Origin of the sequence: Caballeronia sp. SEWSISQ10-4 2 (assembly GCF_030464885.1) — a bacterium.
Lineage (GTDB): Bacteria > Pseudomonadota > Gammaproteobacteria > Burkholderiales > Burkholderiaceae > Caballeronia.
The window spans coordinates 1-24,527 of sequence record NZ_JALPRJ010000080.1 but is presented as its reverse complement, the minus strand read 5'-3'; the positions used below and the strand labels follow the sequence as shown (position 1 = coordinate 24,527).

Annotated in this window: 21 protein-coding genes; 4 read left to right on the top strand and 17 right to left on the bottom strand. The window is 60.3% G+C overall.

The genetic code is table 11. From position 1 onward, the window contains the following. Positions 1-59: 59 nt before the first annotated feature. Positions 60-701, bottom strand: a complete 642-nt coding sequence (locus M0D69_RS35530; protein ID WP_301786502.1) for a LysE family translocator — start codon at positions 699-701, stop codon at positions 60-62. Positions 702-811: 110 nt separating this feature from the next. On the opposite strand from M0D69_RS35530, the gene M0D69_RS35525 reads away from it, so the two are divergent. Then, positions 812-1,552, top strand: coding sequence for a hypothetical protein (locus tag M0D69_RS35525; RefSeq protein WP_301786501.1), 741 nt, complete (start codon positions 812-814; stop codon positions 1,550-1,552). Positions 1,553-1,603: 51 nt separating this feature from the next. Here M0D69_RS35525 and M0D69_RS35520 read toward each other — a convergent pair whose 3' ends face one another. Beyond that, entirely contained in the window at positions 1,604-2,491 is an 888-nt protein-coding gene (locus tag M0D69_RS35520; RefSeq protein ID WP_301786500.1) for a LysR family transcriptional regulator, read from the bottom strand. A gap of 92 nt (positions 2,492-2,583) precedes the next feature. Between M0D69_RS35520 and M0D69_RS35515 the strand changes: the two genes are divergently transcribed. Beyond that, a complete protein-coding gene (locus M0D69_RS35515) occupies positions 2,584-3,558 on the top strand; it encodes a zinc-binding dehydrogenase (RefSeq protein WP_301786499.1) in 975 nt (324 codons plus the stop codon). A 141-nt stretch (positions 3,559-3,699) separates the two neighbouring features. On the opposite strand, the gene M0D69_RS35510 is transcribed toward M0D69_RS35515, so the two are convergent. The 4 genes from M0D69_RS35510 to fliD all read right to left on the bottom strand — a co-directional run bounded on the left by M0D69_RS35510 (position 3,700) and on the right by fliD (position 7,699). Then, positions 3,700-4,143, bottom strand: coding sequence for a cupin domain-containing protein (locus M0D69_RS35510; RefSeq protein WP_301786498.1), 444 nt, complete (start codon positions 4,141-4,143; stop codon positions 3,700-3,702). A 309-nt stretch (positions 4,144-4,452) separates the two neighbouring features. Next, complete coding sequence (locus tag M0D69_RS35505) at positions 4,453-4,842, bottom strand: DUF2306 domain-containing protein (RefSeq protein WP_301786497.1); 390 nt, start codon at positions 4,840-4,842, stop codon at positions 4,453-4,455. A 222-nt stretch (positions 4,843-5,064) separates the two neighbouring features. Further along, positions 5,065-6,057, bottom strand: coding sequence for a hypothetical protein (locus M0D69_RS35500; RefSeq protein WP_301786496.1), 993 nt, complete (start codon positions 6,055-6,057; stop codon positions 5,065-5,067). Positions 6,058-6,136: 79 nt separating this feature from the next. After that, on the bottom strand, positions 6,137-7,699 hold the full coding sequence (fliD, locus tag M0D69_RS35495; RefSeq protein WP_301786495.1) for a flagellar filament capping protein FliD: 1,563 nt from the start codon (positions 7,697-7,699) through the stop codon (positions 6,137-6,139). 301 nt (positions 7,700-8,000) lie between these two features. Between fliD and M0D69_RS35490 the strand changes: the two genes are divergently transcribed. Both M0D69_RS35490 and M0D69_RS35485 read left to right on the top strand, forming a co-directional pair. After that, complete coding sequence (locus tag M0D69_RS35490) at positions 8,001-9,119, top strand: acyltransferase (RefSeq protein WP_301786494.1); 1,119 nt, start codon at positions 8,001-8,003, stop codon at positions 9,117-9,119. A gap of 307 nt (positions 9,120-9,426) precedes the next feature. Beyond that, a complete protein-coding gene (locus M0D69_RS35485; protein ID WP_367619808.1) occupies positions 9,427-10,308 on the top strand; it encodes a fructose bisphosphate aldolase in 882 nt (293 codons plus the stop codon). 100 nt (positions 10,309-10,408) lie between these two features. On the opposite strand, the gene M0D69_RS35480 is transcribed toward M0D69_RS35485, so the two are convergent. The 11 genes from M0D69_RS35480 to M0D69_RS35430 form a co-directional block, all read right to left on the bottom strand. Next, on the bottom strand, positions 10,409-10,798 hold the full coding sequence (locus tag M0D69_RS35480; RefSeq protein WP_301786492.1) for a hypothetical protein: 390 nt from the start codon (positions 10,796-10,798) through the stop codon (positions 10,409-10,411). Positions 10,799-10,804: 6 nt separating this feature from the next. Continuing rightward, entirely contained in the window at positions 10,805-11,440 is a 636-nt protein-coding gene (locus M0D69_RS35475) for a GNAT family N-acetyltransferase (protein WP_301786491.1), read from the bottom strand. A gap of 176 nt (positions 11,441-11,616) precedes the next feature. After that, complete coding sequence (locus M0D69_RS35470; RefSeq protein WP_301786490.1) at positions 11,617-12,894, bottom strand: FAD-binding oxidoreductase; 1,278 nt, start codon at positions 12,892-12,894, stop codon at positions 11,617-11,619. A 68-nt stretch (positions 12,895-12,962) separates the two neighbouring features. Next, positions 12,963-14,495 carry an ABC transporter substrate-binding protein gene (locus M0D69_RS35465; protein WP_301786513.1) on the bottom strand — a complete coding sequence of 511 codons (1,533 nt, stop codon included), beginning with the start codon at positions 14,493-14,495 and terminating at the stop codon, positions 12,963-12,965. Positions 14,496-14,758: 263 nt separating this feature from the next. Next, positions 14,759-16,774 (bottom strand): hydantoinase B/oxoprolinase family protein, encoded by a 2,016-nt coding sequence (locus M0D69_RS35460; protein ID WP_301786489.1) that lies wholly within the window; start codon positions 16,772-16,774, stop codon positions 14,759-14,761. A gap of 23 nt (positions 16,775-16,797) precedes the next feature. Continuing rightward, entirely contained in the window at positions 16,798-18,837 is a 2,040-nt protein-coding gene (locus M0D69_RS35455) for a hydantoinase/oxoprolinase family protein (protein ID WP_301786488.1), read from the bottom strand. A gap of 78 nt (positions 18,838-18,915) precedes the next feature. Next, positions 18,916-19,947: an extracellular solute-binding protein gene (locus M0D69_RS35450; protein WP_301786487.1), complete on the bottom strand. Its 1,032-nt coding sequence runs from the start codon at positions 19,945-19,947 to the stop codon at positions 18,916-18,918. A gap of 31 nt (positions 19,948-19,978) precedes the next feature. Next, a complete protein-coding gene (locus tag M0D69_RS35445; RefSeq protein WP_301786486.1) occupies positions 19,979-20,785 on the bottom strand; it encodes an ABC transporter permease in 807 nt (268 codons plus the stop codon). Continuing rightward, positions 20,782-21,666, bottom strand: a complete 885-nt coding sequence (locus tag M0D69_RS35440) for an ABC transporter permease (protein WP_301786485.1) — start codon at positions 21,664-21,666, stop codon at positions 20,782-20,784. Before M0D69_RS35440 ends, M0D69_RS35445 begins: the two co-directional genes overlap by 4 nt. Continuing rightward, on the bottom strand, positions 21,667-22,827 hold the full coding sequence (locus tag M0D69_RS35435) for an ABC transporter ATP-binding protein (RefSeq protein ID WP_301786484.1): 1,161 nt from the start codon (positions 22,825-22,827) through the stop codon (positions 21,667-21,669). Between the two features lie 28 nt (positions 22,828-22,855). Next, positions 22,856-24,190 carry an FAD-binding oxidoreductase gene (locus M0D69_RS35430; RefSeq protein WP_301786483.1) on the bottom strand — a complete coding sequence of 445 codons (1,335 nt, stop codon included), beginning with the start codon at positions 24,188-24,190 and terminating at the stop codon, positions 22,856-22,858. Between the last annotated feature and the right edge of the window lie 337 nt (positions 24,191-24,527).

The window sequence follows — 24,527 nt, the reverse complement described above, 5'->3', positions numbered from 1 at the left end:
TAATGCCACGAAACCGCACATTCACGCTCAGGCGGCAGACGTTCGCCGCGCGACCGTATTCACGTCGCCGGACGACGCAAGAAGGCCAGTAGCAGGCCGAAACCAATCATGACCGACCCGCTCACGCGATTAAACCATCCAAATCCTCGTGAGCCATTCGCTAATGTTCCCAGGTGGGCTCCGATAACGGCATAGATGCCAATTGCGACGAGTTCAAGCATTAGAAACGTCGAGCCAAGCACAGCGAAACTCGTCGCGTATGCGGATCGATCGACGAATTGCGGGAAAAACGCGGTAAAAACCAAAATCGCCTTCGGATTTCCGGCAGCGACAAGAAATTCCTGCTTCGCGAGCCGGCGCAATTTGTTAGTAGTGCGACTACGCGCGACCTCTTCCGATGCGTTTGATAAGAGATCCGGGCCAGATCGAAATAGCTTGATACCGATCCAGACCAGATAGGCCGCTCCACCGAATTTCAATAACGTGAAGAGCGTCTCGGAAGCGAGCAGCAACGCACCGAGTCCCAAGCCTGCGATCGCGATCATTCCTGCAAACGCAAGTAGGCGTCCGAACGCTGCCAAGACGGCACAACGCACGCCATTGCGGGCTCCGTTGGAGATGGACAGCACATTGTTCGGACCTAACGCCATGTTGATGGCGAAGCACGCGGGAAGAAACAGCCAATAATTTTGAAATGACATGTTGAGGCACACTCCTCGTCGAGGTGTTGAACAGATAATCTATCAGAGTCGATCTTGCTGGCAACTGGCCGCTGACTGCTTGCGCGCACAGCCCTATTACAATGGTGCAGATGAGCCACCCTCCTCAACAGCATCGAGTACGAGACCTCCTCACTTCCTATTTCTGGAGTGGCGACGCCATCCGCAGTCGACGCGTGAGTGACATCGTGCTGACAAGCACGGTCGACGTGCCTGTGCCGCCTATACGCTTACTTGCAGATTGGGAAAGGGAGATTTCGTCGCGCCTGGTCCTCGAACCCGGGGACGTCGAGGCAATGCCGTTGGCGCGAGCGCGAGCTCGCTGGCCGGACTATAAGCGCTGCGTGCAGGCGGTATCTGATTGGACGTGCGCGCTTGGACTGCCTGAGGTGCTTGTCTCCAGTGACGTAGCGCTCATGGCATGCCGCGGCGCGAAGTACCACCATGACGGTGCGCAATATGGCAGTGCGGCCTTTTGCAATCTCTTCATGAGCGAGGACAAGGGTCTGGATTTGCATTTTCCCTCTTTGGGTCATCGAATCCCTCTGACCCGCGGTACGGCCGTGATATTCGATACCGGCCAACCCCATGGCGTAATTCAACGCCGCAGCAGCGGTTTTAATGTGGCCGACTTCTCGCCCGACCAGGATTGCACCCAAATATTTCTGACCTGGGAGCTTCCCATAGAAGATGCCCATGTTGCACACACACTTGGGGTTGATTTCGACATCGCCCCTTCGACCTCGCTGCAACTGGATGAAGAGCAAGTCTGGCTCAACGGCGCACGGGCAACTGTGTGCCCGGATTCTGGCCGGTGGTGTCGGGTCGACTAATCGTCAGCGGCAGGTGGTTTGCGTGGTGCACGCCAGACAGCGTCCCCGCGTTTAACCTGCTGCCTGCTGCAACTGAACCCAGAGCCTCTGTGCCACGGGCCCGTGAGCAGTGTCCCGACGGCGCGCCGCGTAGTGCTTGAGCGTGGCGCCGCGCAGATGCCGCCCTTCCAGCGACACCAGCCTATGTTCCTTTAGGTCGCCGGCGACCAGATGAGACGGCATATGGCCCCACGCGAGCCCTTGCACAATCAGTTCACGCTTCATCAACTGGTCGGGCACCGTGCAGGTCGGCGCGCCCTCGATCAGATAGTAATTGGCGTCCGAGGGCTGCTTGCTCGTATCACGAATGACGCATTGAACATAGGGCCTCAAGTCATCGGGTGTGAGCGATTCATCAAGAGGCAGCTTGAGAAACCCGGGCGCGGCGACCGGCACCAACTTCACTTCGAAAAGTTCGATGGTTTCGATCGCAGGAGACGGTTTATCGAGGTGGTGAAAGATCAGGTCGCAATCGCCATTTCGTAGCCGTTCCCATGGGCCGCTTATGGCCTCGAACAGCAACGTCAAGCGGGTGCCGGTACTGGTCTCGAAGAAATGTCTCAGCGGACCCAATGTCTCCGGCAATGGACACAGGTCACCCACGACCACACGCAACTCGGCCTCTTGCCCAGCTGCGAGTTGGGCTGCTTCCCGCCGCAGATTTTCATATTGATGAAGAAACACTGCCACGCGCGAGCGAAACGCCGCGCCCTCCGCTGTAAGCGAGACCCGGTAGCCCGCCCTGTCCAGCAGGACCATACCTACCTGCGCTTCCAGCGCAGTCACTGCCGCGTGGACCGTCGGATGTGTCCGGTTCAAACGCGCTGCGGCCGCGGCAAAGCTGCCCTCGGCTACTAAAGCCTCAAAGCATTGCAGCTGTAATAACGTGGGTTCATTCATTGTAGAGTCAGACTTCAATCTTTGTCGAAACATCGTAATTTATTTCGACGAAGATCGATCCTACCATTCGTTCTCCCATTGAGGAGATCGACATGAAGGCAATCGTGAGGAAAGGGTTTGGTGGTCCGGAAGTGCTGGAAGTCATCGACGTACCAGAGCCTGCAGTGAGACCGGGTTGTATCCTGATTCGCGTTCTTGCATTCGGTCTGAACCGGGCTGAGCTCTATATGCGTCGCGGATTGTGGGGAGACGTGGCAGAAATTAGCGGCATCGAATGTGTTGGGACCGTTGTTGCGGATGCGACGGGTATTCTCCGCGAGGGCCAGACGGTCATGGCATTAATGGGTGGGATGGGGAGAACGATCAACGGCAGCTATGCTGAATACGTCGTGGTACCCGCCTCCAATGTTGTCGCCGTTGAAACCACACTTGATTGGGAAATTCTCGCCGCGTTGCCGGAAGCCTATGCGGTTGCCTGGACGTGCCTTCATCGAAACCTGGAATTGAAGGCCGGGCAGCGACTTGTCGTACGCGGGGGCACGTCGAGCCTGGGGCAGGCGGCCATCGACATCGGCTGCCAACTCGGTGCCGATGTGATTGCGACCACCCGTCGATCAAGCAGCGAAGCCTTGCTGCGTTCGCTTGGCGCTGCACATGTGGTGACGACAGCGGGAGATTTACTTGCCGCGCCGGGTTGGCCAGGCGGCAAGGCCGACGCGGTGCTCGATCTCATTGGAAACAGCACGGTTCTCGACTCATTGCGCGCCACACGTCGGGGCGGTCGCGTGTGCCTCGCCGGGTTTCTTGGGGGGCTTGCACCCCTCGCCGAGTTCAATCCGCTTGGCCAGATGGCAAGCGGTGTTCAGATGAGTTTCTTTGGAAGCTTTACCTTCGGGACCCCGGAATTCCCGCTGTCGGACGTGCCCATGCAGCAGATAGTGGATTTTGCGGCGGGCGGTCTGTATCGAGGTCGCCCAACGCGTGTATTCGGCCTGACCGACGTGCCCAGGGCTCACGAATTGATGGAGCGCAATGAGGCCGAAGGAAAGTTTGTCATCCTTATCTAGGCGGCTGGTGAGGGGCGCGGCAGACGGCGTTCGACCCTGAGCGGTTGGATCTGTTTCCGAAAACCGACGTTCAACGCCTGGGTTCAGGGGTTCCCGCGAAGCGGGCGCATCCCCCGGAGGCAATTGTCACGTGACTGCGGCTCATTGTGGTGCCGCCGGCACCAGCCCGTACTTTGACATGACACCGATAAGCTTCGAGCGGTCGGGCGGACCGCCAGCATCTACGATTGTCCTGACGTCACGAAAATACTGAGCACCAATGTCAGGCGTAAGGACAATCAGTGCGCGGGCGGTGCCGCTGTGCGGGTTGCTAAAGTGATGAACGGATCCACGTGGGGTAAACATCCATTCTCCCGGCGTTAGATCCCGGACTTCCCCATCGACCGAGTACCGAAGTCTGCCTTCCAGCACATAGACACACTCGTCGTTACCTGTGTGGCTGTGTGGCGGCGGAACTTGCGAACCAGGCAGCACAGTCAACTCAAAAACACCCATCCCGCCTGTGGCAGCTCCATCTATCAGGTACTGAATGCTTAGTTGACCAATGTTGATCGGTTCGCTTGGCGTCACACTGCTAAGAGTCATTCTCAAACTCCTTCAGATTAAGGATACTTGCCAGTCCACCAACATTGTAGGTGAAAGGCGTGCCGCTTTCGGCGACCGACGGGAACGCAATCCACCTGGATTATGCACCACTCGCAAGCGTATTTTGTCCGAGCGCGACGACAGGCCAATGACCGGGTTCGGCCCGCCACGACCATTTGACCGTCGCGATAGCCGGCGTTCGGGCGTGAACGATCGCCGACTATGAGAAACCCCCGACGATCAGCCTGATGAGAGACACGGGAAGTTTTATGCGGCAGAGCGGCGGACGTAACAACGCCCTCGTCACGACTACCATAAGCCATGCGCAATCCATCCACTGACTACGATGTTCAGCAGTCGATGCGGCGTAGCCACGGCGGCAATACCTGCCACCACGAGCCCGGCAAGCGATCCTTGCATCGCGAATGCGTGGCCGCGAACGTTACCTTGCCGAATAGCCCAGATTGCACGCACCAGACTGAACGCCGTCAGCAACGACAGTCCGTGCACCCAGGAAAAATGGCCTGGATTCAACTCCCGGATATAGACCGAACTCAGCACAGTGATGAACATGCCCGACACCCATATCCGTCCCAGCAACCTGTGACGTGCGGATCCTTTTTCGACCAGGAATACAACTGCGCCGGCCATGACAGAAAGCACGGCCGCGGCGATATGAACAGCGATGACGGTGAGCATGCCGGACTCCTCGACAAGACGAGCGAACGCGATGCCCGGAGTCTGTGCTGTAGCTGAATCTTTTTCGAGCGGTGTGCGACGAGACCTGCGAATCCTGTCGCCAGTGGTTCATAAACTAGCGCGAGGCGACCAATTGCCGGTTGGTAGTTTTTATCGTGAGTTCTCCGCTGGCGCCGTTTTATTTTTAAGCAGTTACCTTGAATCGGCCATGGACGCACCCGCTTAAGGATGAAAACTGGAACTGCGGGCGCTCCGACCCAATGCGCTTTCGCCAAGATTGCCAGCGCCGAAAGCGCTGGTGCTGCCGGCGAACGCGCCGGGACCGTTGCCCACGGCACTTGGCCACGCGTGCTCCATCCGGTCGCTGTCGGGATTCGCCGCATTCGCGCGTGCAACAGCAGGATAACGAACTAATGGCGTACCGCCATACAGATAGGGCTGCCCTAACTGCACAACCGCAACCGCACTCGGGTTGCATCCCGCACGCACGACGATGCTCTCTTGCGTGAACGCGCCCGCCGTACCGACCCCGGCGGCGACACTGCCGCCCGCATGTACCGCATCGCACACGGACGAGGTAAAGGCCACGGCGCCTGCCGGGATATCGACTTCAAGCAGTTCCGTGCCACCAACCATCACGCTCGCTAGCGGACCCGCCGCGAGGAAACCGTCCTGCACGGGGCCTGTCTTGATGAAGTCGATCCGGAGCGCAAAGCCTGTCAGATGCTTGGCCTGAGGCATCAGCAGGACCTTGTACGGTACTGGACGAGGCGCGTCATCGATCCCGGCAAAGCTGCCGCCGCCTGCGCTCACTCGCATGCCAACGCCCGCAACACTCGTGGGATACACATCTTTCAAATCCGGCACGGGTGCTTCGGAGCGGGTCAACCGAATCTCGAGGGTGTTCGCCGCGCCCGTGCAGGTGAACGGAATATCCTGCACCGCGGCAACATGCACCGAACCCAATATCCCGCCTACCGTCACATTGGGCGACGCAGAGATACTTGCTGAAGGCAGCAACATGACCTCGCGCGGCTTGCCATCGCTCGCGACACAACCGGCGTGGGCGAGCGGCGCACCACTGAAGCCCGCGGCAGCCAGAACCGACAGATATCGAAACAAATTAAAAACCAGCCGGAGATGCAGTCGCTTATTTTTCACATTGCCACGGCCTTTCGCCGCTCCTTCCGCCGTCAGGTCGCGACGCTTGTGCATTGCCGTTATCTCCGCGCAATGCGGGGCCTGGTTCCCGTATGTCACCGATCTTTCACCGATAAATCCTCTGCCTTGCCGGTTAGCTCTTGCCTTTTTCCAGCGCACCGGCGCTGTTCGCGCCACCAAACAATTGGGTCAGGTACTGCGAATTCTTGTTCATCGTCGACATCACGGTATTGAGCGCCGTGAACTGAGCCTGGTACTGGTGAGTGAGCTGTGTCGAGTAGTCTGCCAAGTGGTCTTGCTGCGTAGTGATGCTCTTGAGGTCCGCGTTCAGCGGGTCCTGGTTGTTCGAAATCAGGCCGCCCTTGTTCAGGAACGAATTCAGGCTGGTCGTCATCTTCGCGGCCACGCCGGTCGTCGAATTGAACAGGGCCGCGACCCCCGCCGGGTTGCTCGTCAACGCGTTCGCAAGCTTCGTGCTGTCGGTGGTCAGGGTGCCGTCGTCTTTAAGCGTAATGCCGACCGTTCCAAGCGAGACGGTCGAGCTGCCATTCTTCACGCCGCCGCTGACAATGCCCGAGAGCGTGCTCTTGATCGTATTGAACATCGAGTCGCCGAGCAACGGACCGCCTTGCGAACCCTTGGCTTTCGAACCGTCGAAACTGGCGACCTGGCTGTACGTGGTGACCAGGGTGTTATAGAGGTTGACGAAGTTGGTGATTGCGGTGGTGGCCGACGAAGTGTCCTGCGCCACGGTCAGCGTCTGCGCCGTGCCGGCGGGCACGCCGATGGCAGCGGCAGTGAGATTCAGCGTCACGCCCTGGATCGCGTTGGTCACTGTGTTGCTGGAGCTCGTCCCAGCCGTGCCGTCGATGGTGAACATGGCGTCTTGTGCAGACTCGGTCTGCGTCCACGGGCTCGTAGCCGACGACGACACGATGGTCGATTTGTCAGAGCCCGTGGCGCCAGCCGTGGACGTTACGCCGAGGCTCGACAGCCCAGCGTCGTTGGTCACGTCGCCCACCGAGACGTCGATTGTGTTCGATGCGCCCGTGGCCGACGAGCGCAGGATCAGGTGGCCGCCGTCCGTGCCGGTAACGACCGTGGCCGTGACGCCGGGGTTGCCTGCAGACGAGTTGATCGCGCCGGCAATGCCGCTCACCGTGTTGTTCGCCGGCGTGATGTCGACGCTCATCGACTTGTCGCCGACCGAGACGTTGATCGCGCCGGTGCCGAGTGCGCTCGTCGCGCCGAACGCCGCCGACGACAGCGTCTGAGCGCTGGCAATTTGTGTGACCGCGACCGAATAACTGCCCGTTGCCGCCCCGCTGCTGCCGCTTGCAGTCAGTCCGGTGCCGTCCGCAATCGCGGTGAACTGTCCCAGGGCGGTGCCGTTGGACAGCGGGGCAACACCGGCCTGCAACGCCGACAACGCGGCCTGCAACGCCCCGATTGCCGAGAGTCTGGTGCTGTCTTTTGACTGTTGCGCGCTCAGCGAGCCGGTCTGTCCGGCGACCTTTGCGTTGACGAGGCTCGTGACCAGCGCCGTGACATCCAGTGACGCGTTGCCTGTAGAGCCGCTGATAACGGACTGCGCGGCGGACGCCCTGGCCGCGTTGGCAGCGGACAAGGTATCGGCTGCAGTTTTGGCAGCGGCCGCCGGGGTGGGGGCACTGGAGGCGCTGGGAATCGTCGACATTGAAATGCTCCGTACGTCAGTTTTGCTTTCGAGCCTGGGTGAGAAAAGAACTTGAGCCTTGCTCAGGCAGTGCAGCGTTTATTCGCGAAGTCATGGTTGCGCACTTCAGCAAACAGTGAAACGGCGAGCAACACGCGCCTCCCGCACGTCCTTTCCAAATCTTTAAAAAGATTTCCCGGCATCTGACAAGGTCACTTCGTGGGCGGCGCCCGGCCCGTTTTTTTTGATTTTATTTAAATATTTTTTCACCGATGCTTGATTGCGACGCACAACCACGTTCAATCGAGGCAGGACCGGATAGATGAAACATCGCGTGCAGGAGCTCACCGGGCTGCGCGCCGTCGCCGTGGCGATGGTCGTAGCCGGTCATGCCCAGCGTACGCTTGCCGGGGGCTACACGGGCGTCCTGGCGCCGCTGCGCCTGTTCTCCGATGGCCGGCTCGGGGTTCTGATCTTTTTTGTGCTGAGCGGGTTCCTGATTACCACGATCCTGCAGGCTGAATTGAAAAGTACGGGCGTTATCCGGCTGGTGCCCTTTTATGTGAAGCGGGCATTGCGCATATGGCCCGCGTTTTACACTTACATCGCGGTGATCGTCGTTCTGTCGAGTGCGGGATGGATCGATGTCGATCGTCATCAAGTGACGTATGCAGCGCTTCACATCTGGAATTATTCCGAGCTCCTGGGTATGTCCGCCGACAATGCGCTGCATCCCGACGGCGCGTGGTATCTCGGCCATTTCTGGACGCTTGCGCTGGAAGAGCAGTTTTACTGGCTCTGGCCTCCGCTGCTCTTTTACATCTGGCGTCGCAATAGCCAGCGCGTACTGGTGTTTTTGATTTTTCTCGTGCCCCTGATCAGAGTCGGCACCTATTTCGCCGCGCCGCATTTGCGCGGGCAACTCAGCATGATGTTTCAAACGGGCATCGACCCGATCCTCATCGGATGTTTTGTCGCGCTCAACCAGGACAGACTGAACGCCTGGGTCCGGTCATGGCCCGGCGGGACGCTCATTCTCACCGGCATCATTGTCGTGCTGTTATTTCTCATGCCGGTCGTGGAGTCAAGACTCGGGGGATTCTGGCGCGCCACTTACGGAACCACGTTCGAAGCCGCGCTCGTCGGTATCGTGATAGTCGGCCTCTACTTTCAGCGCGATTTTTGGTGCTCCCGGCTATTGCGGACAAAACCTTTTGTTTTCGTCGGCACGCTCTCGTTCAGCCTGTATCTATGGCAGCAACTCTTTTCGGACGTGAACCTGCCGATAGCTCATGCGTTCCCGCTTGGCATACTGGAAGCCCTGGGGGCGGCAATGGTCAGTTGTTTTTTCATCGAAGCGCCGTTCCTGCGTCTCAAGAACCGCCTCGCGAACCGGCTGCAGCGCACGCCGGCGAACACCCCTGTACGGAAGGCGCTCTAAAACCCGCAAATGAAAATAAACCCGCAGCCTTGAAAGCAGCGGTCACCGGCGAATTATCTTCTGAAAATTCAATCGCTTATACGCCGCTCATGGACCGGTAAAGCGGTGCCTCATCGTCGAGCGTCCAGGCACGGCAATCGCCAGGCTTTATACGGTTTTGTCGAATGATTGCTCGCGATTGTTTTGTTTCAGAAGCTCATCCGCCAATCCAGTACACTTATTAATTGAAAGCAATGGTCCAGACCAGATGCACTTTGGTCCGGTGTGTGATTGTCGAGACGGAGAAACGTACGTGGCTAAAGACGAGATGCTGGCGCAAATGCGTAAGAAACCGGGGTTTATCGCGGCCCTTGACCAGAGTGGCGGATCTACTCCCGGCGCCCTTCGGGCGTATGGAATTCCGGACAGCGCCTACAGCGGCGACGCCGAGATGTTCAAGCTGATGCACGAGATGCGGGTGCGCATCATGACCGCGCCCGCCTTCACCGGGGACAAGGTCATCGGCGCCATTCTTTTCGAAGCGACCATGGACGGACAGGCGCAAGGGAAACCCGTTCCGGCCTTCCTGTGGGAAGACCGCGGCGTGGTTCCCTTCCTGAAGGTCGACAAAGGGCTCGAAGCTGAAGCCAACGGCGTGCGTCTGATGAAGCCGATTCCCGGGCTGGACACGCTGCTCGACCGGGCGGCCAAGCTCGGTGTCTTCGGCACCAAGATGCGCTCGGTTATCGACCACGCAACGCCTGAGGGGATCGCTGCCGTTGTAAAACAACAATTCGAAGTAGCTGCGCAAATCGAAGCCCACGGCCTCGTGCCCATTCTCGAGCCCGAGGTTTCGATCAATAGTCCGGACAAGGCGGCAGCCGAATCCATCCTGCTCGCGGAGCTGGTCAAAGGTCTCGACGCCTTGCCCGAAAGCAGTCTTGTCATGATCAAGCTGACCATTCCTGACGTGGCGAATCTCTATGGTCCGCTGATCGATCACCCGCGCGTCGCACGCGTGGTCGCCCTCTCCGGTGGCTACTCGCGCACCGACGCGTGCAAGCGTCTCGCTTCGAACCACAGCATGATCGCCAGCTTCTCGCGGGCGTTGATCAACGAGCTGAAGGTGTCGATGAGCGACAGCGAGTTCGACGCGACGCTGGCAGCGTCTATCGACGAGATCTATCAAGCCTCTGTCGCAAAGGTTTGAAGTTCGGGTTTCATGGAAGGCCGCGCTTGAGCGATAAGCGCGGCCGACTTGAAAGACTGAGCTTCGTCAACCGGGTTGGCGACACCGCCACGCCCAATCCCTACAGGCCAACCAAAGCGGGATTCAGCTCTATATACAGAACCACGAGCCATCGCTTGGGACAATCAGCCGCGATATGCAGCGTCCTCCTCGTACCGTCGCCAGGCACGATATAGCCCTTTCCACGAGCGAAGAAATACGCTCGACGCGCATCTGACTGAAACCATAAGCCCATCAATGCGCACATCGCGAAGCTGAACACGGAGACCGTTTCAAGCGGCACATCGGGATCGATTTTTTGCGCGAGATACGTGAACACGAAGTACAGCGTCTCATTGACGGCAGCAGCGATCAGAATGACTTTGACCGCTCCCCTCGCGCGCATGAGCCATCTCGGCGGCACCGCCGCTAGCTCGTACTTGCCCGATGGTTTTTGATCGTACTGTTTCACGGTTTGTCAGGCCGCGCGAGCGACGTTCGCTTGCGGCAGTTCGAGGCGGCGCGACCAGGCGGCGAGGTGACGGAAGGCGATTGGGGGTTTGCTCAGAATCGCGCTGTCGTACTGCTTGCCGGCGAACCTGTGAAAGTCGTTGATCCGGTAGCCCTGACCGCGGTAGAAAGCGATCAGATGAGCCGCCGGCTGCGGTGTGTCCAGCGCCAGTTCCGCATAGCCGCGAATCGCGGCCCAGTGATCGGCGTAAGCCAGCAGCGACTTGCCGATGCCTCTGCTCTGGTAGACGGGATCGACGCCGAATTGGCGAATGCTCGCGATATCGTCTCGCTGATAAAGCGTGCAAGACGAATCGCAATCCTGCGCGTAAAGCGTCATGGTTCCAACCAGGCGCCCATTGCATACTGCGACATAACAGTCACCGCGCGTCGCGCGCGCCCGGGTGACCAACGCAGACTGGTCGACACACGTGCAATTGAGCCCCATCCCGCCAAGCCGCGCGAACGATCGATGCAGCATCTGAGTCAGCTCTTCGAACGAATCGCACGCCGGATCAAAGCGCCTCAGTACGACGCTACCAATGCCACGATGAACGTAGCTGATCCGCGTGTGGCTCTTCGTTGTTTTGCGTTGCGTCGACATGGCATCCCCGGTCTCATCCGTTTCCAGAAGTGTAGGATTCCTTGTCTGTCGGCAACAAGAAAAAATGCCGTAAAGATTTTGTATTTATGCCGAATATACGCAATCCATGGCCGGCTTTACGCTATTTTTATTTGTACGGCCCTGCGCCTTTAGTAAAGCCTGCGGACACGATTCAATCAGAACAAGAGATCCTGCATCCGGTAATACGCGCCGACCAACGGCAGCGTCCACGCGCGGCCTGCATGCCCGGGCACCGCTGGCCAAGGCAGTGCGCGCCACGGGTTTGCATGATCCGAGCCCAACATCACGTCGGCCATGACGCGCCCCATATGCGTCGACATCTGCACGCCGTGCCCGCTGTAACCCATCGAATAGTAGAGTCCCTCGTGCTGTCCTGCCCGTGGGAGCCGGTCAACGGTGATGTCGATAAGACCACCCCAGCAGTAGTCGATCCTCGTTGTGGCAAGCTCCGGAAAATATTTCGCGAGTCCCTTGCGCAACACGTTGCCGCTCTTTTCATCGGAACGAGGATTGGACATCGCAAAGCGCGCGCGGCCGCCCCACAGCAGCCGGTTATCAGGTGTCACCCGAAAATAGTTGCCGATGTTGAGTGACGTCACATAACTGCGTCGATGAGGAAAAAACGCGTCGAGTTGCTGCTTGGACAGCGGTTCCGTCACCACGATAAAACTGCCGACCGGCGCCATGCGCTGCTGGAACCACTGCAGCGGCCCCAGACGCGACGGACCGGTTGCCACCAGCACCTGGTCCGCCCTGATGACGCCACGCGCCGACGTGAGCTCGTAGCGCTCGCCGTCAATGCGCTTCAATTGCATCACCGCCGCGCCTTCGAAGATGCGCGCGCCATGACGCGTGGCAGCCCGCGCAAGCCCGACCCCGAACTTGCCCATATGCATCTGCACGCCGTTGCGCTGCAGCAGTCCGCCGTGAAAACCATCCGAGCCGACTTCACTGCGCATGCGTTCAGGCGGAATCAGCTCGACTTGTGGATCGACTTCACGACGCAACACCTCATATGTACGCGCCAGTTTTTCGAAGTGCTTCGGCTTGGCCGCGAGCTTGAGTTTTCCCGTGCGGACAAAATCGCAATCGATCTGATGGCGGGTAACGATCGATTCCACGCTCGCCACCGCACTTTCATACGCGCGATAAAACCCCCGGGCCTGTTCCAGCCCGACCCTCGCGGCAAGCGAAGCGAAATCCTGCGCGACGCCGGTGTTGCACTGGCCGCCATTGCGCCCGGAAGCCTCGCTCGCTATGCGCCCTGCTTCGAGCACGGTGACCGAAACACCGCGCGTAGCGAGTTCAAGCGCCGCCGACAACCCCGTGAATCCGCCACCAATGACAACAACATCGGCGCGGCCGTCCACGGGACCCTCGGCACCTTCGCTGAACGCGGGAGCCGTGTCCAGCCAATACGAATCAAGCTTCATTTAATTTTCGATTGAGTGTGGCGCGATGAGTGTGCTTCTGCCTCACGCGCCACGATACTGCGCTTGGGTCAGGCCGCCCACCACACATGCTCGGCAAACGAAAAGCCCATCATCGCACCGGTCGGAATCGAACCCAAGCCCTTTAGCCGTTTGTCGTTTGCATCGAGCAGGCTGATGAAAGACGGAATGCCAATGCCGCCTTCATCGGCCACCAGCACCTGCATCTCGCCATACATCTGCTTGCGCTTGGCATCGTCCGTCTCCGCACGCGCGCTCAGCAGCAACTGATCGAAGCGGGGGTTCTTCCAGCCCGACTCGTTCCAGGGTGCGTCCGACTTGAAGAACTGCGTGAACAATACATCTGCGCTGGGACGAGGATTGATGCTGCCGAAACCGAGCGGATGTTTCATCCAGTGATTCGACCAGTAGCCATCTGCGGGAACGCGATTCACGGTCAGGTTCACGCCGATCTTGGCCGCCGTCTGCTGCATCAGCTGCGCCATTTCAACGGAACCGTTCGCGTCGGTGGTGGCGTAAACCGGCGGCAAGGTCGTGCCAACAGCGCCCGCCTTCTGCATGTAGAACTTGGCCTTGTCGAGATCGAATTTGCGTTGCGGCAAGGAAGCATTGAAGTACCGGTGGCCGGGCGGGATCGGCTGGTCATTGCCGACCACGGCGTAACCCCGGAACACGGCCGTGCGGATCTGCTCGCGGTCGAACAGGTTCTTCATGCCCATCACGAAATCGGGATTACCCGTGATCGTATTGTCGCGACGGATAATCAGGTCCGTGTAAAGGCCGGATTTGGTTTCCTTGACCGCGTAGCCCGGAGTCGAGGAGATACGCTGCGTAGAACGCGGGTCGACGGAATTGATCAGGTGCACGTCGCCTGCGAGCAGCGCGTTCACGCGGGCCGCGCTGTCGCTGATGCTCACCAGTTCGATCTGGTCGAGGTACGGTTGTCCCGACTTCCAGTAGTTGTCGTTGCGCACGCCGACGGTGCTGACACCCGGCTTGAAACTCTTGAGCTTGTAGGGTCCGGTTCCGGTCGCCGAACTGAAGTCCGTGGTGCCGTCCTTGACGATCACGAGTTGCGGCGTAGCAAGGATCGCCGGTAGATCGGCATTCGGCACATCCAGCGTCATGGTCACTTCGTTCGGACCGGTCGCCTTGATATCGGCGAACTGATCGGCGAGTGTCTTCACCTTCGACGCTGTCTGCGGGTTCTTGTGACGCATCAGCGAATAGACCACATCCGCGGGCGTGAGCGGCTTGCCATCGTGGAAAGTCACGCCCTGGCGCAGTTTGATGATCCACGTTTTCGCGTCGGAACTTGTTACGGACTCCGCGATATTCATGCGCGGCGTCAGGCTCTCGTCGAACTGGGTCAGGCCGCTATAAAACATGAAGAAACGAATGTAGTCGCTGCCCGTCGAGCCGATGGCGGGATCGAGCGTGTCGGACACAGAACCCGCGTCGTAGGCCACCCGGATGCTGCCGCCTTTCTTCGGCGTGTCGGCGGCCAGCGCCTGGGTCGCGACCGACAGCAGGCCCGCGCCTGTGACCGCCATCATGCCGGTTCCGGCCAACACTCGCATCATGTCGCGGCGGCTGACGCCGCCGTTTTTCGTATCATCTTTCACGTGAATTGCTCCGGACGGGTAAGGGATCTGAAAGTACGTTCAGGAGACGACGGGGTCAGGTTTTTCGCGTCTCTTCAGCAGCATCGTATGCTTGCAGAATCCGCGTGAAACGCCGACAAAAACCGCGAAACAGCATAAATCGCTTGTTCTGGGATCGCTAACGCGGTGCTTTGCATGGCCGTCAATCGGCCGATTGAAAACATCCGCGTTTTCCCCAAGCTTCAGGCAAGCGCTGCCTGCTCCACGTCGAGCAATTGCGGATAACGCCGCAGGACGTCGGCATACAGCTCGTCGATAATTCCGGCGCCAGCGTTCATCGTCCCGGCGGCTTCCCGTGCGTCGAGCGCGTCGAAGATCTTGTGCTTGAGGAAATGACGCCACACCACCGGCGCGCGAGCGAGGATGCCCGTCAACACGTCGTAGCGCTCGCGCGTCCACTTCGCTTCATAGGCGTTGCGTTCTGCGCCGTAGTCGAAGTGTGTAGCCGCCGTCTGGTCCGAGATTCTTTTTGCCTCGGCACGCAATTCAGCCGTCTTCGCTGCGTCGATCGATCCGTCGGCCAGTACGACGCCATACAGTTCGTGCGCCTGATCGATGGACAGGTAACCACGCCGCACGTCCTCGACCACTTTCTGCACGTCGCGTTCGTGCGGATGACCGTAGCCGCCGCCGCCGCACCCTTCGAGGCGGATGACATCGCCGGGACCGCACATGACCAGGTCGGTCACACCCAGGTCCTCCTCGCCCTCGCGGCCCGGATTGCGCGTAAATCGCGAAACAGCTCCCGCCTTGCCGCCAAGCACGCCCCACGACGCAAAGCGCGAGCGGTCGCGATTGCGCGCGGTCACCAGCGTGCCGGGCGAGAACACCCTGAACTCCATCACGGTTCCCAGCCCGCCGCGGTATTTGCCTGCGCCCGCGCTGCCGGGCACGACACCATACTTCGTGATGCGGATCGGCACTTCGGCTTCGTTGATCTCGACCGGCGTGTTGCGCAAGAACGCCACGTTCGCGCCCGATGCGTCCGACCCGTCGCCCGAGATCATGCCGCCCGCGCCGCCGCCCACCGGACCGATCGACGCGATCACCGTGCGGCCACGGCGATCCACGGTCTTGACGTTGAGGATCGACATGCCGCCAGCCGGGCATGCCGGCAAACGTTCCGGGCAGACCATCGAGAACGCGCCGAACGTGACGTACTGCGCTACCTTCGCTGTCAGGCTGCGCATCCCGACAGCAGCCGGCGGAACGCAATTCATGATCGTGCCTTCAGGCATGATGCAGCGCGCCACTTTCAGCATCCCGGCGTTGAGCAGCAAGTCGGGATTAAGCGAATACAGGATGTAGTTGAGCCCGACGAGCGCAAGGACGTGACGTTCCTTGCCGCCCGTGGGCATGTTCAGCGATGAATTCAGTTGCGGATCGCTGCCGGTGAAATCGAATACAAGCGAGCCGTCCTTCACCGTGAGCGTCAGCGCAACACGCAGCGGCTTGCCGTTGACCGAATCCTCGTCGGCATATTCGGCGAAGAAATACTCGCCGTCCGGCATGCTTCGCACGATGGTGCGCGCCTGCTCCTCCGAATATTCAAGCAGCGCGTCCATTCCGGCGCGAAACTGCTCGATCCCGAAGCGCTCGATAATTTCAAGCACGCGGCGCTCGCCGGTCATGAGCATCGCGATCTGAGCCTTCAGGTCGCCACGATTCTGCTCGGGCGCGCGCACATTGATGGCCATGTGTTCGAGCAGGACTTCATCCAGCACGCCCGCGCGCACGATCTTGGTCGGCGCGAAACGAATCCCTTCCTGGTAGATCTCGGTCAGCGTGCGAGACAGTGACGCCGGCACCGCGCCGCCCATGTCGGTGTTGTGAATATGGCCGCCGACATAGCAGACAATCTCGCCGTTGTAGAACACCGGCTTCCACATCATCACGTCGGGCGTGTGGGTCGCAACATAGCCGCTGTAGGCGTCGTTGGTCATGCAGATATCGCCCGGTTCGTAGTGGTCGATCATGTCGATCACCGCGCCGAAGTCGAGTCCCGGATACCACGTCGCGCCAAGTGTCTTCGGCGAGGCGAACGTGAGGCCGCGGGTGTTCATCAGCGTGCAGGAGAAGTCTTCCGTTTCCTTTACGAAGGCGGAATGCGCGGTACGCACGAGCGTATAGGCCATGCTTTCAGCGGCCGCAACGCAGTAGTTCGCGAAGATCTGAAGGACGGATTTATCGAAGGTCATGATGCGTTTCCAAGGTCGGCTATTCAAACGGCTTCGAGAAAAAGATTGCCGTATTCGTCCACGCGGGCATTGAAACCCGGCAGCACGCAGGTCGTGGTGTCGTCCTGGGCAACGATCGCGGGGCCGGGGAACTGATGCCCCGCCAGCAGCGCCGTCCGCCGGTAGAGCGGTACGCGACGCCACACGCCGTCGAGGTAGGCATCGATCTCCGACTCGGCTTCCGGCGCGCCCTCGCCCGCCGCTATCTTCGGCAACTCCGGCTTCGGCGTGGGTGCGGTGATGACGAGCCTGAGCGCGACGACCTGGATCGCGGACTTGTCGTCGCTGTGGCCAAAGAGGCGTTCGTGCTCGCGATGAAACGCTTGCGCGATCCCTTCAATTTCGCCATTGGCGATAGCAACGGCGGTAAGCGGCGTATCGATTTCGAACGACTGCCCGCGATACCGCATGTCGGCCGAGACCACGAGTTCGGCCGTTGCGTCCGTGCCGGTCTCGCGGATCACCCAGGCGCGTGCATCGGCTTCGAGCAGCGCGAGGTCTTGCGCAAGCCGTTCAAGCGATACGCGGTCGAGCGGATAATAAGTCGTGCGCACGAAGTCGTTCTTCGTGTCCGCGATCAAGCCACCCAGCGCGCTCAGCACCCCGGGCGTAGTCGGGACCAGCAGGTTGCGCACGTTCAGCGCACGTGCGAGGAAGCAGCCGAGCATGGGTCCCGCGCCGCCGAAAGGCATCAGCGAGAAGGTGCGCGGGTCGATGCCGAAACGCGAGCTCAAACGGCTCACGCCTGCATACATGCCGGAGATCGATACCTCGATGATGGCCGCCGCGGTCTTGTAGACGTCGAGTCCCAGGCGCTGCGCGAGCGGTTCGATCGCGCGCAGCGACGCGTCGACATCCACCTTCACCGCGTTGTAGCCAAGCGCCGCGCTGCCGAGCACGCCGATCGCGGCGAATGCGTCGGTGATAGTCGGGCGGGTTCCCCCGCGACCGTAGCAAACCGGGCCTGGATTCGACCCGGCGCTTTCCGGTCCTACCTTGAGCACGCCGAACTCGTCGACCCAGGCAATCGAGCCGCCGCCGTCGCCTATCGACGAGACCGACACCGACGGAATATGGATCTGGAATTCACCGATATATTCGCCCGTCGCATACTGCGGTTTGCCGTCCACGATCAATGCGATATCCGCCGTCGTCCCGCCGATATCGAGACTCATGCAGTCCTTCACCTTGCAGAGCTTCGCGAGATACGCTGCACCGATCACGCCCGACGCCGTGCCGGACAGGATCATCTGCACGCAGTTCTGCTTGCCGTTCTCGGCGCTCATCACGCCGCCGTTCGACTTGGTGACCTTGAGGTCTGCGCCGATACCGCTCTCGCTCAAAGCCGCCTGCAATTTCGTGAGGTAGTTCGACACGCGCGGCTGTACATACCCGCCAATGGTCGCCGTCACCGTGCGTTCGTATTCACGGATGATCGGCCAGACTTCATGCGAGCACGAAACGAACATACCCGGCATTGCGCGCTGGATGATCGCCTTCACCTGCTGCTCGTGCGCCGGGTTTCGATACGAATGCAGCAGCGATACCACCACTCCCTCGCAGCCTGCTGCCTGCATGCCGCGCACCGCATCGAGCACGCTGGTTTCATCGACGGGCGTTTCCTCGTCACCCTCCGCCGTCAGCCGCCCGACTACGCCGAACACGCGGTCGCGCGGGATCAGCGGCGCGGGCCGGCTGGACATCAGATGGTACATGTCGGGGATCTTCAGGCGCGCGATGTCGAGCACGTCCTCGAAGTTGCGCGTGGTGACGAGACCAAGCTTCAGCCCCTTGCGTTGCACTACCGCGTTCACGCCGACCGTCGTGCCGTGCGTGAAATAAACCACTTCGCGCGGCTCGATGCCGTAGCGCTCCCGCAAGCCTTCCATTCCCGCGAGCACTTCGCTGCCCGGACTGTCCGGACGCGAAAACACCTTCAAGGTCCGTATTGTTCGCGTCGCTTCGTCGAGCACCGCGAAGTCGGTGAATGAGCCGCCAATATCCACTCCGATTCTCAAACCCATTGCCTTGTCCTTGCCTGTCGAAAATGATGATGAATCTGAACGCTCCGGCTGTCTTGAAGCACGGCGTCGCGAGGCCTGTCAGTGGCCGATCTGCTTGTTCCACTGTTCGATCCATTGCGGCGAATGCTCGGAAACCTGCTCGAACTCCACCCAGATCGATTTGTCTTTCGTGGCGATGCGAGGCGCCACGCGCGGGTCGTACTTCACATTGCGGTTCGATGCCGCGTATTGCATCGCGTTGACGAAACAGCTCTGGCCGTCGGCGGAAGCAAGTTCGTTCAGGAATTGCCGGCCGAGCGGCGAGCCGTTCTTCACCTTCTGCGCCATGTTCGGGAATGCCACCGAGCCCGGCAACGGACTGATGAAACCGATGTCGGGATTGTTCGCGTCATGCTCGGCCCAGGCACGGCCGTCGTAGTACATCGCAATGTCGATGTCGCCGGAACGCATGGACATGAGCGGTGTGTTCGGGTCGCTGTAGAACGTCGCGTTGCCGCTCACCGACATGCGCTTGATCTGGTCAAGCGCCGGCTGGATGTTGGTGCTGGATCCGCCATAGACCTTCGTGAAGAGCGTGATCAGACCGGGCGGTGTTGCGACATACGCAATGCCGGGCAACGCTGCCTGCCATTTTCCCGCCACGGTTCCGTCGACGAATTCCTTCCACGTCTTCGGCGGATTTTTAACCGTCTTCGTGTTGTACATCAGGCCAAAATCGCCGAATGTAATGGGAAAGCCATAGCCTTTTCCATAGGCCGCGAGGCGCGGATCGAGTTGCGCGACGTTCGGCACATCCGCCGCTGTCACCGGGTCGAGCAGATTCAGAGAGATCGCCTTGTACGCAGCTTCGGGCGTACTGACGATCACGTCGATGGGTGGCTTCGAAGGATTCGCCGCCACCTGGTTGACCCACTGCAGCGGGTTACCCAACACGACATCAACGGACTTCCCGGTCGCCTTCTCGAACGGCTGCACGAAGCAGGTGCGGTACGCCTTTTCCCACGATCCGCCGAATGCGGTAACGGTCAGGTCGGCGGCGTGTGCGGATAGCGAAAGCGCCGCTGTCAAAGCGAAAACAGCGCCTGGGGTGAAAATCCGGCTCGATCTCATGGGTGCCTCATGGCAAGACGTTAAAATAGGTTCATGCATTGAGTGCACGCAGTCCGTAGGTGCGTTCGACCACCAGCAGCAAACCGATAGCAATCAGCATCTGCACAGTACTGATTGCGGCTATTGCCGGGTCGAGCTGGTTTTGCAAGTACGACAGCATCACGACCGGCAGCGTGGTCACGTTGGCCGTGCCGAAGAAGTAAGAGACCGGCAGGTTGTCGAGCGAGATCAGCACCGCGAACAGTGCGCCGGCGAATACGCCTGGACTGATGAGCGGCAGCGTCACGAAATAGAAACGCTGCAAACGGTTCGCGCCGAGCACGGCGGCGGCTTCCTCGAAGTTGATGCCGACGTTGCGATAGACCGCGAGCACCGTGCGCATCACGTATGGCACCGAGATAACAGTGTGTGCGATCAGGAGCGCGGCGAATGACACGCCAATGCCAAGGCTCGAGAGGAAATAAAGCAGCGAAAAACCGATGACCAAGGCGGGAATCGCAACCGGTGCGAGCAGGAAGGTCGTCAGCGCCGCAGCGAAGGCACTGCGGCTACGGCCAAGTGCAATGGCAGCGGGCACGGCCAGCAGGATCGCGGCGAAGGCCGAACTGAGCGCGAGATAGACGCTTGTCATCAGCGAATCGATGAACGGGCGATATTCGATCAGCCGCCGATACCAGCGCAACGACAGCCCGTGATAAGGCACCGTGATCGCGTTGCCAGCCGTGAACGATGCAGCCACGACCACGATGATCGGCGCGACGAGGAACATGAAGAACAAGAGGTTATAGAGGGACAACAGCACGCGCGCGACGCCCGTCCTGCGCAGCAAGGCGATCATGGCCGCGCTCCCCGGCCGCTCGCGAAACGCTGCTGCACGAAGAGGCAAACCAGCACGATGAAAAGCAGCAGGTTGCCCATTGCCGCCGCGAAGCCGATGTCCTGTGTCAGGCTGAACTGCTGGAAGATCAGCACGGGTAGCGTCACAACCTCGCCACCGCCGAGCAGCAGCATCGTGACGAAACTGCCGTTGGTCAGCATGAACACGAGAATGCATCCGGTCACAATGCCTTCGATACTCAAGGGCAGGGTCACGTTGAGAAAGGTGCGTACCGCCCCGGCGCCGAGGATGCGTGCCGATTCTTCAAGCCGCCGGTCCACGCCCTGCAATACCGGCGTAATCGAAAGCACCATGAACGGCACCATGACGTGGACCAGTCCCATGTAAACCGAGCCCGCGTTGTTCAGTACGTTCAGCGGCCGGTCGATCAGATGCAGCGCCTGAAGGGCCTCGTTGACCATGCCGTGGCGCGCCAACAGGATGCGCCAGCCGAAGGTGCGCATGATGATCGACGTAAGCAGCGGTGCGACGAGCAAAAACAGCAGCGCTGGACCGAAGCGGCCTGCGCGCCGCACGAGGAAATACGCTACCGGATAGCCCACGGCTGCGCAAATCGCTGTGGTAACCAAGCTGACCTTCAGCGTATTGGCGATGACGCGAAGGTAATAAGGATCGCTGAGCAGCTTCGCGTAGAAACGCAGGCTGACAGCGCCTCCTTCGTGTGCGGGCGCCACACTGCGAAGCACGTTTTCCATCAGCGGAGCGAGGAAGAATACACACAGGAAGATGAGCGCGGGCACGTAGAGCAGGCTCGGACGCACGCGCCTTTTCATGACCTTCGTCTCGACCCGCTGCGCTGCGAATGCGTCGGCAGTCTGCATTCAGGCCGCCTTCGCCAGGACCTGCCCGGATTCGGATTCGAGCAGCACGGTGCTCTCGGCGTCGAAGGAAACAACCACGTTCGCGCCCGCGGGACGCGCACCGCCGCCCGAGGAGGATGTCGCCATCTCGTACGCGTAGACCGGCCGCCCGAGCGCCGGGACGTCGACCCGGTATGCGTGGTGCGCACCGCGAAACACATGCTGCACGATATGGCCGTCGAAACGGACGTGATGTGATTGCGGCGCGTCGAGTACGACTTTCTCGGGGCGAATCGCAAATTCTGCATGCTCGCCGGAGAACCTGACGTCGCGCACCGGGACCACGATTTCCGCCTTGCTCCCGTGCGGCCGGAGCTTCACGGCCCGCGCATGACGCCCGGTCACCTCGCACTCGATCACGTTCGCCGTGCCCAAAAACTCCGCCACGAAACGCGTACGCGGCTGTTCGTAGACATCGCGTGGACTGCCCGTCTGCAGGATGCGCCCGCGATCCATCACGACCACGCGGTCGCTCATGGTCAGCGCTTCTTCCTGATCATGCGTGACCATCACGCTCGTAATGCCCAGCTCGCTTTGTATCTGGCGAAGTTCGAACTGCATGCCTTCGCGCAGATTCTTGTCGAGCGCACCGAGCGGTTCGTCGAGAAGCAGCACGGACGGGTTCGTGATCAACGCACGCGCCAAAGCTATCCGCTGCTGCTGACCGCCCGACAGTTGCGCGATGTTGCGCGCCTCGATGCCGGGCAGGCGGATCGTTTCGAGCATCTTCTTCACGCGCGCCGCGATCTCGCTCTTCGGCGTGCCTGCCATGCGCAAACCAAAGCCGATATTCGCGCCGACACTCAGGTGTGGAAACAGGCTGTAGTTCTGGAACACCATGCCCAGGCCACGTTTGTCCGGAGGCAGGTTCGTGACGTCGCGACCGCCGATATTCACCATTCCTGTATCGGGTTGATCGAATCCGGCGATCAGTCTCAGCGTGGTCGTCTTGCCACAGCCCGATGGCCCGAGCAACGCAAGGAGTTCGCCCGGATGCACGTCCAGCGTCATCGTCTCGAGCGCAGTGACTGCGCCGAAACGCTTGCTCACGCCATCGAGCAGCAAGCGCTCCGAGCGTTCGGCACTGTTTTGCAAAGATGATCTGAACGCCGTTGCCATCATGGAAGATCCCCTGTCAAGAGCGTGCCGCTCAGGCGCGCTGCCTGCGTTTGTCGATAACATCGCGGATCTGGTAATAGCTCCCTAGCGCCGGCATGAACCACGGCTTGCCGCTATACAGCGCGTGCGTGACCATCGGCGTGCCATAGGCGCTGGTCTCAGGCGCTTGTCCCTCCAGGATCAGGCGCGCGAGCTTGTAGCCCAGATAGGTCATCATCACCACGCCGCTGCCATTGCAGCCGAGCGCATAGTGAATCCCGTCGGCGGTGCGGCCCAGATGCGGCAGGAAGTCGAGCGTGAGCGCGACCGTGCCGCCCCAGCTGTATGCGACCTTGACGTCGGCCATCTGCGGAAACCGCTCCACCATTTGCGCATGCAGGATCGCGCCCGACTGGCGCCGGTCGAGGTTGTAGAAGCGCGCGCGGCCGCCAAAGAGGAAACGCTTTCCGTCCGGCGAATAGCGGTAGTAATTAACGACACGGCGCGTCTCCGAAATGCCTCGGCGCTTCGGTATCAACGACGCCTGCAAGTCGGCGGGAAGCTCTTCGGTCGCTATCTGATGCGACACGACAGGCACCACGCGACGCTTCAGATCGGGCATCGATTCGCCCGTATAACCGTTGGTGCAGATCACCACGTGCCGGCTCGCGACCGTCCCCCGCGATGTCTCGATGCGATACCCCGCCCCCGAACGCGCAATGCTCGTGACTGGAGCCTTGCTGCATACCGTAGCGCCCGCTCGGCGCGCGGCGGCGAGCAGGCCGGCAAACATCATCGATGGATGGACCTGGCCCGCGCGTTCGAGCAACACGCCGCCTACGTATATGTCGCTCGCCAGTTCGCTGCGCAGTTCGTCGCGCGAAAGGATCCGTGCGTCCGCCGACGCGTAGGCGTTCAGGTTGACGATGCGTTTCTTCCATGCGGCCATGTGGGCGTCGGTCCACATCGCGTTGATGCGGCCGGCCTTCACATAGGAGCACTCGATTGCGTTAGCCCTGAGGATGTTTTCGAACACGCCATATGAAGCGGCTGCTTCGCGCAACAGTGCTTGCTGGCGTTGCTCCGATACAGCGTTGTCGAGCTTCTTGCCCGATGGCGCCTTGCCCACGTTCACCCCGCCCGACACCTGTCCGCCGCTGACCGTGCTCGCGCCGATGCCGGGTACATCGGCTTCAAGCACGGCCACGCTCAAGCCATGTTTCGCGAATTCCAGTGCGCATGACAGCCCCGCGTAGCCCGCGCCGACGATCGCCACGTCGACATCGCGGGGTATGTCGGACATCAGGTCATCGTGCGGTCGCCAGTCTTTCCACCAGTACGGGGTCTCGGTGAAATCGGAGGAAAACACTTGGCTGCGCGTCGGCACGGTGGGGTCCTTGGTTGGGTCTGATGCGGTTCGGGTCTATTGCGTGCCACATTGCGGCACGGCGTTCCATAAACTCGTTGAAGCGCAAAGTATCACGCACATTTGTCGCGTGCAAGCAGTCACAAAAAATGGAAGGTGTACGTTGTTTCGCTCGCGCCGGTGGACGGGGTTTGGTGGTTAGCGGGAAGGGGTCGGTGCCGGGGGGTGCTTTCGGCGTTAGCGGTCTGCGTGAGTGAGCTGATTTTCTTATCACTATTAGCCACTGTGCGTGGCGGCACGTCATTTCCAACAACGGCGAAAAAGAAACAGAAGCAAAGAAAACGCCTCCCAACAATCA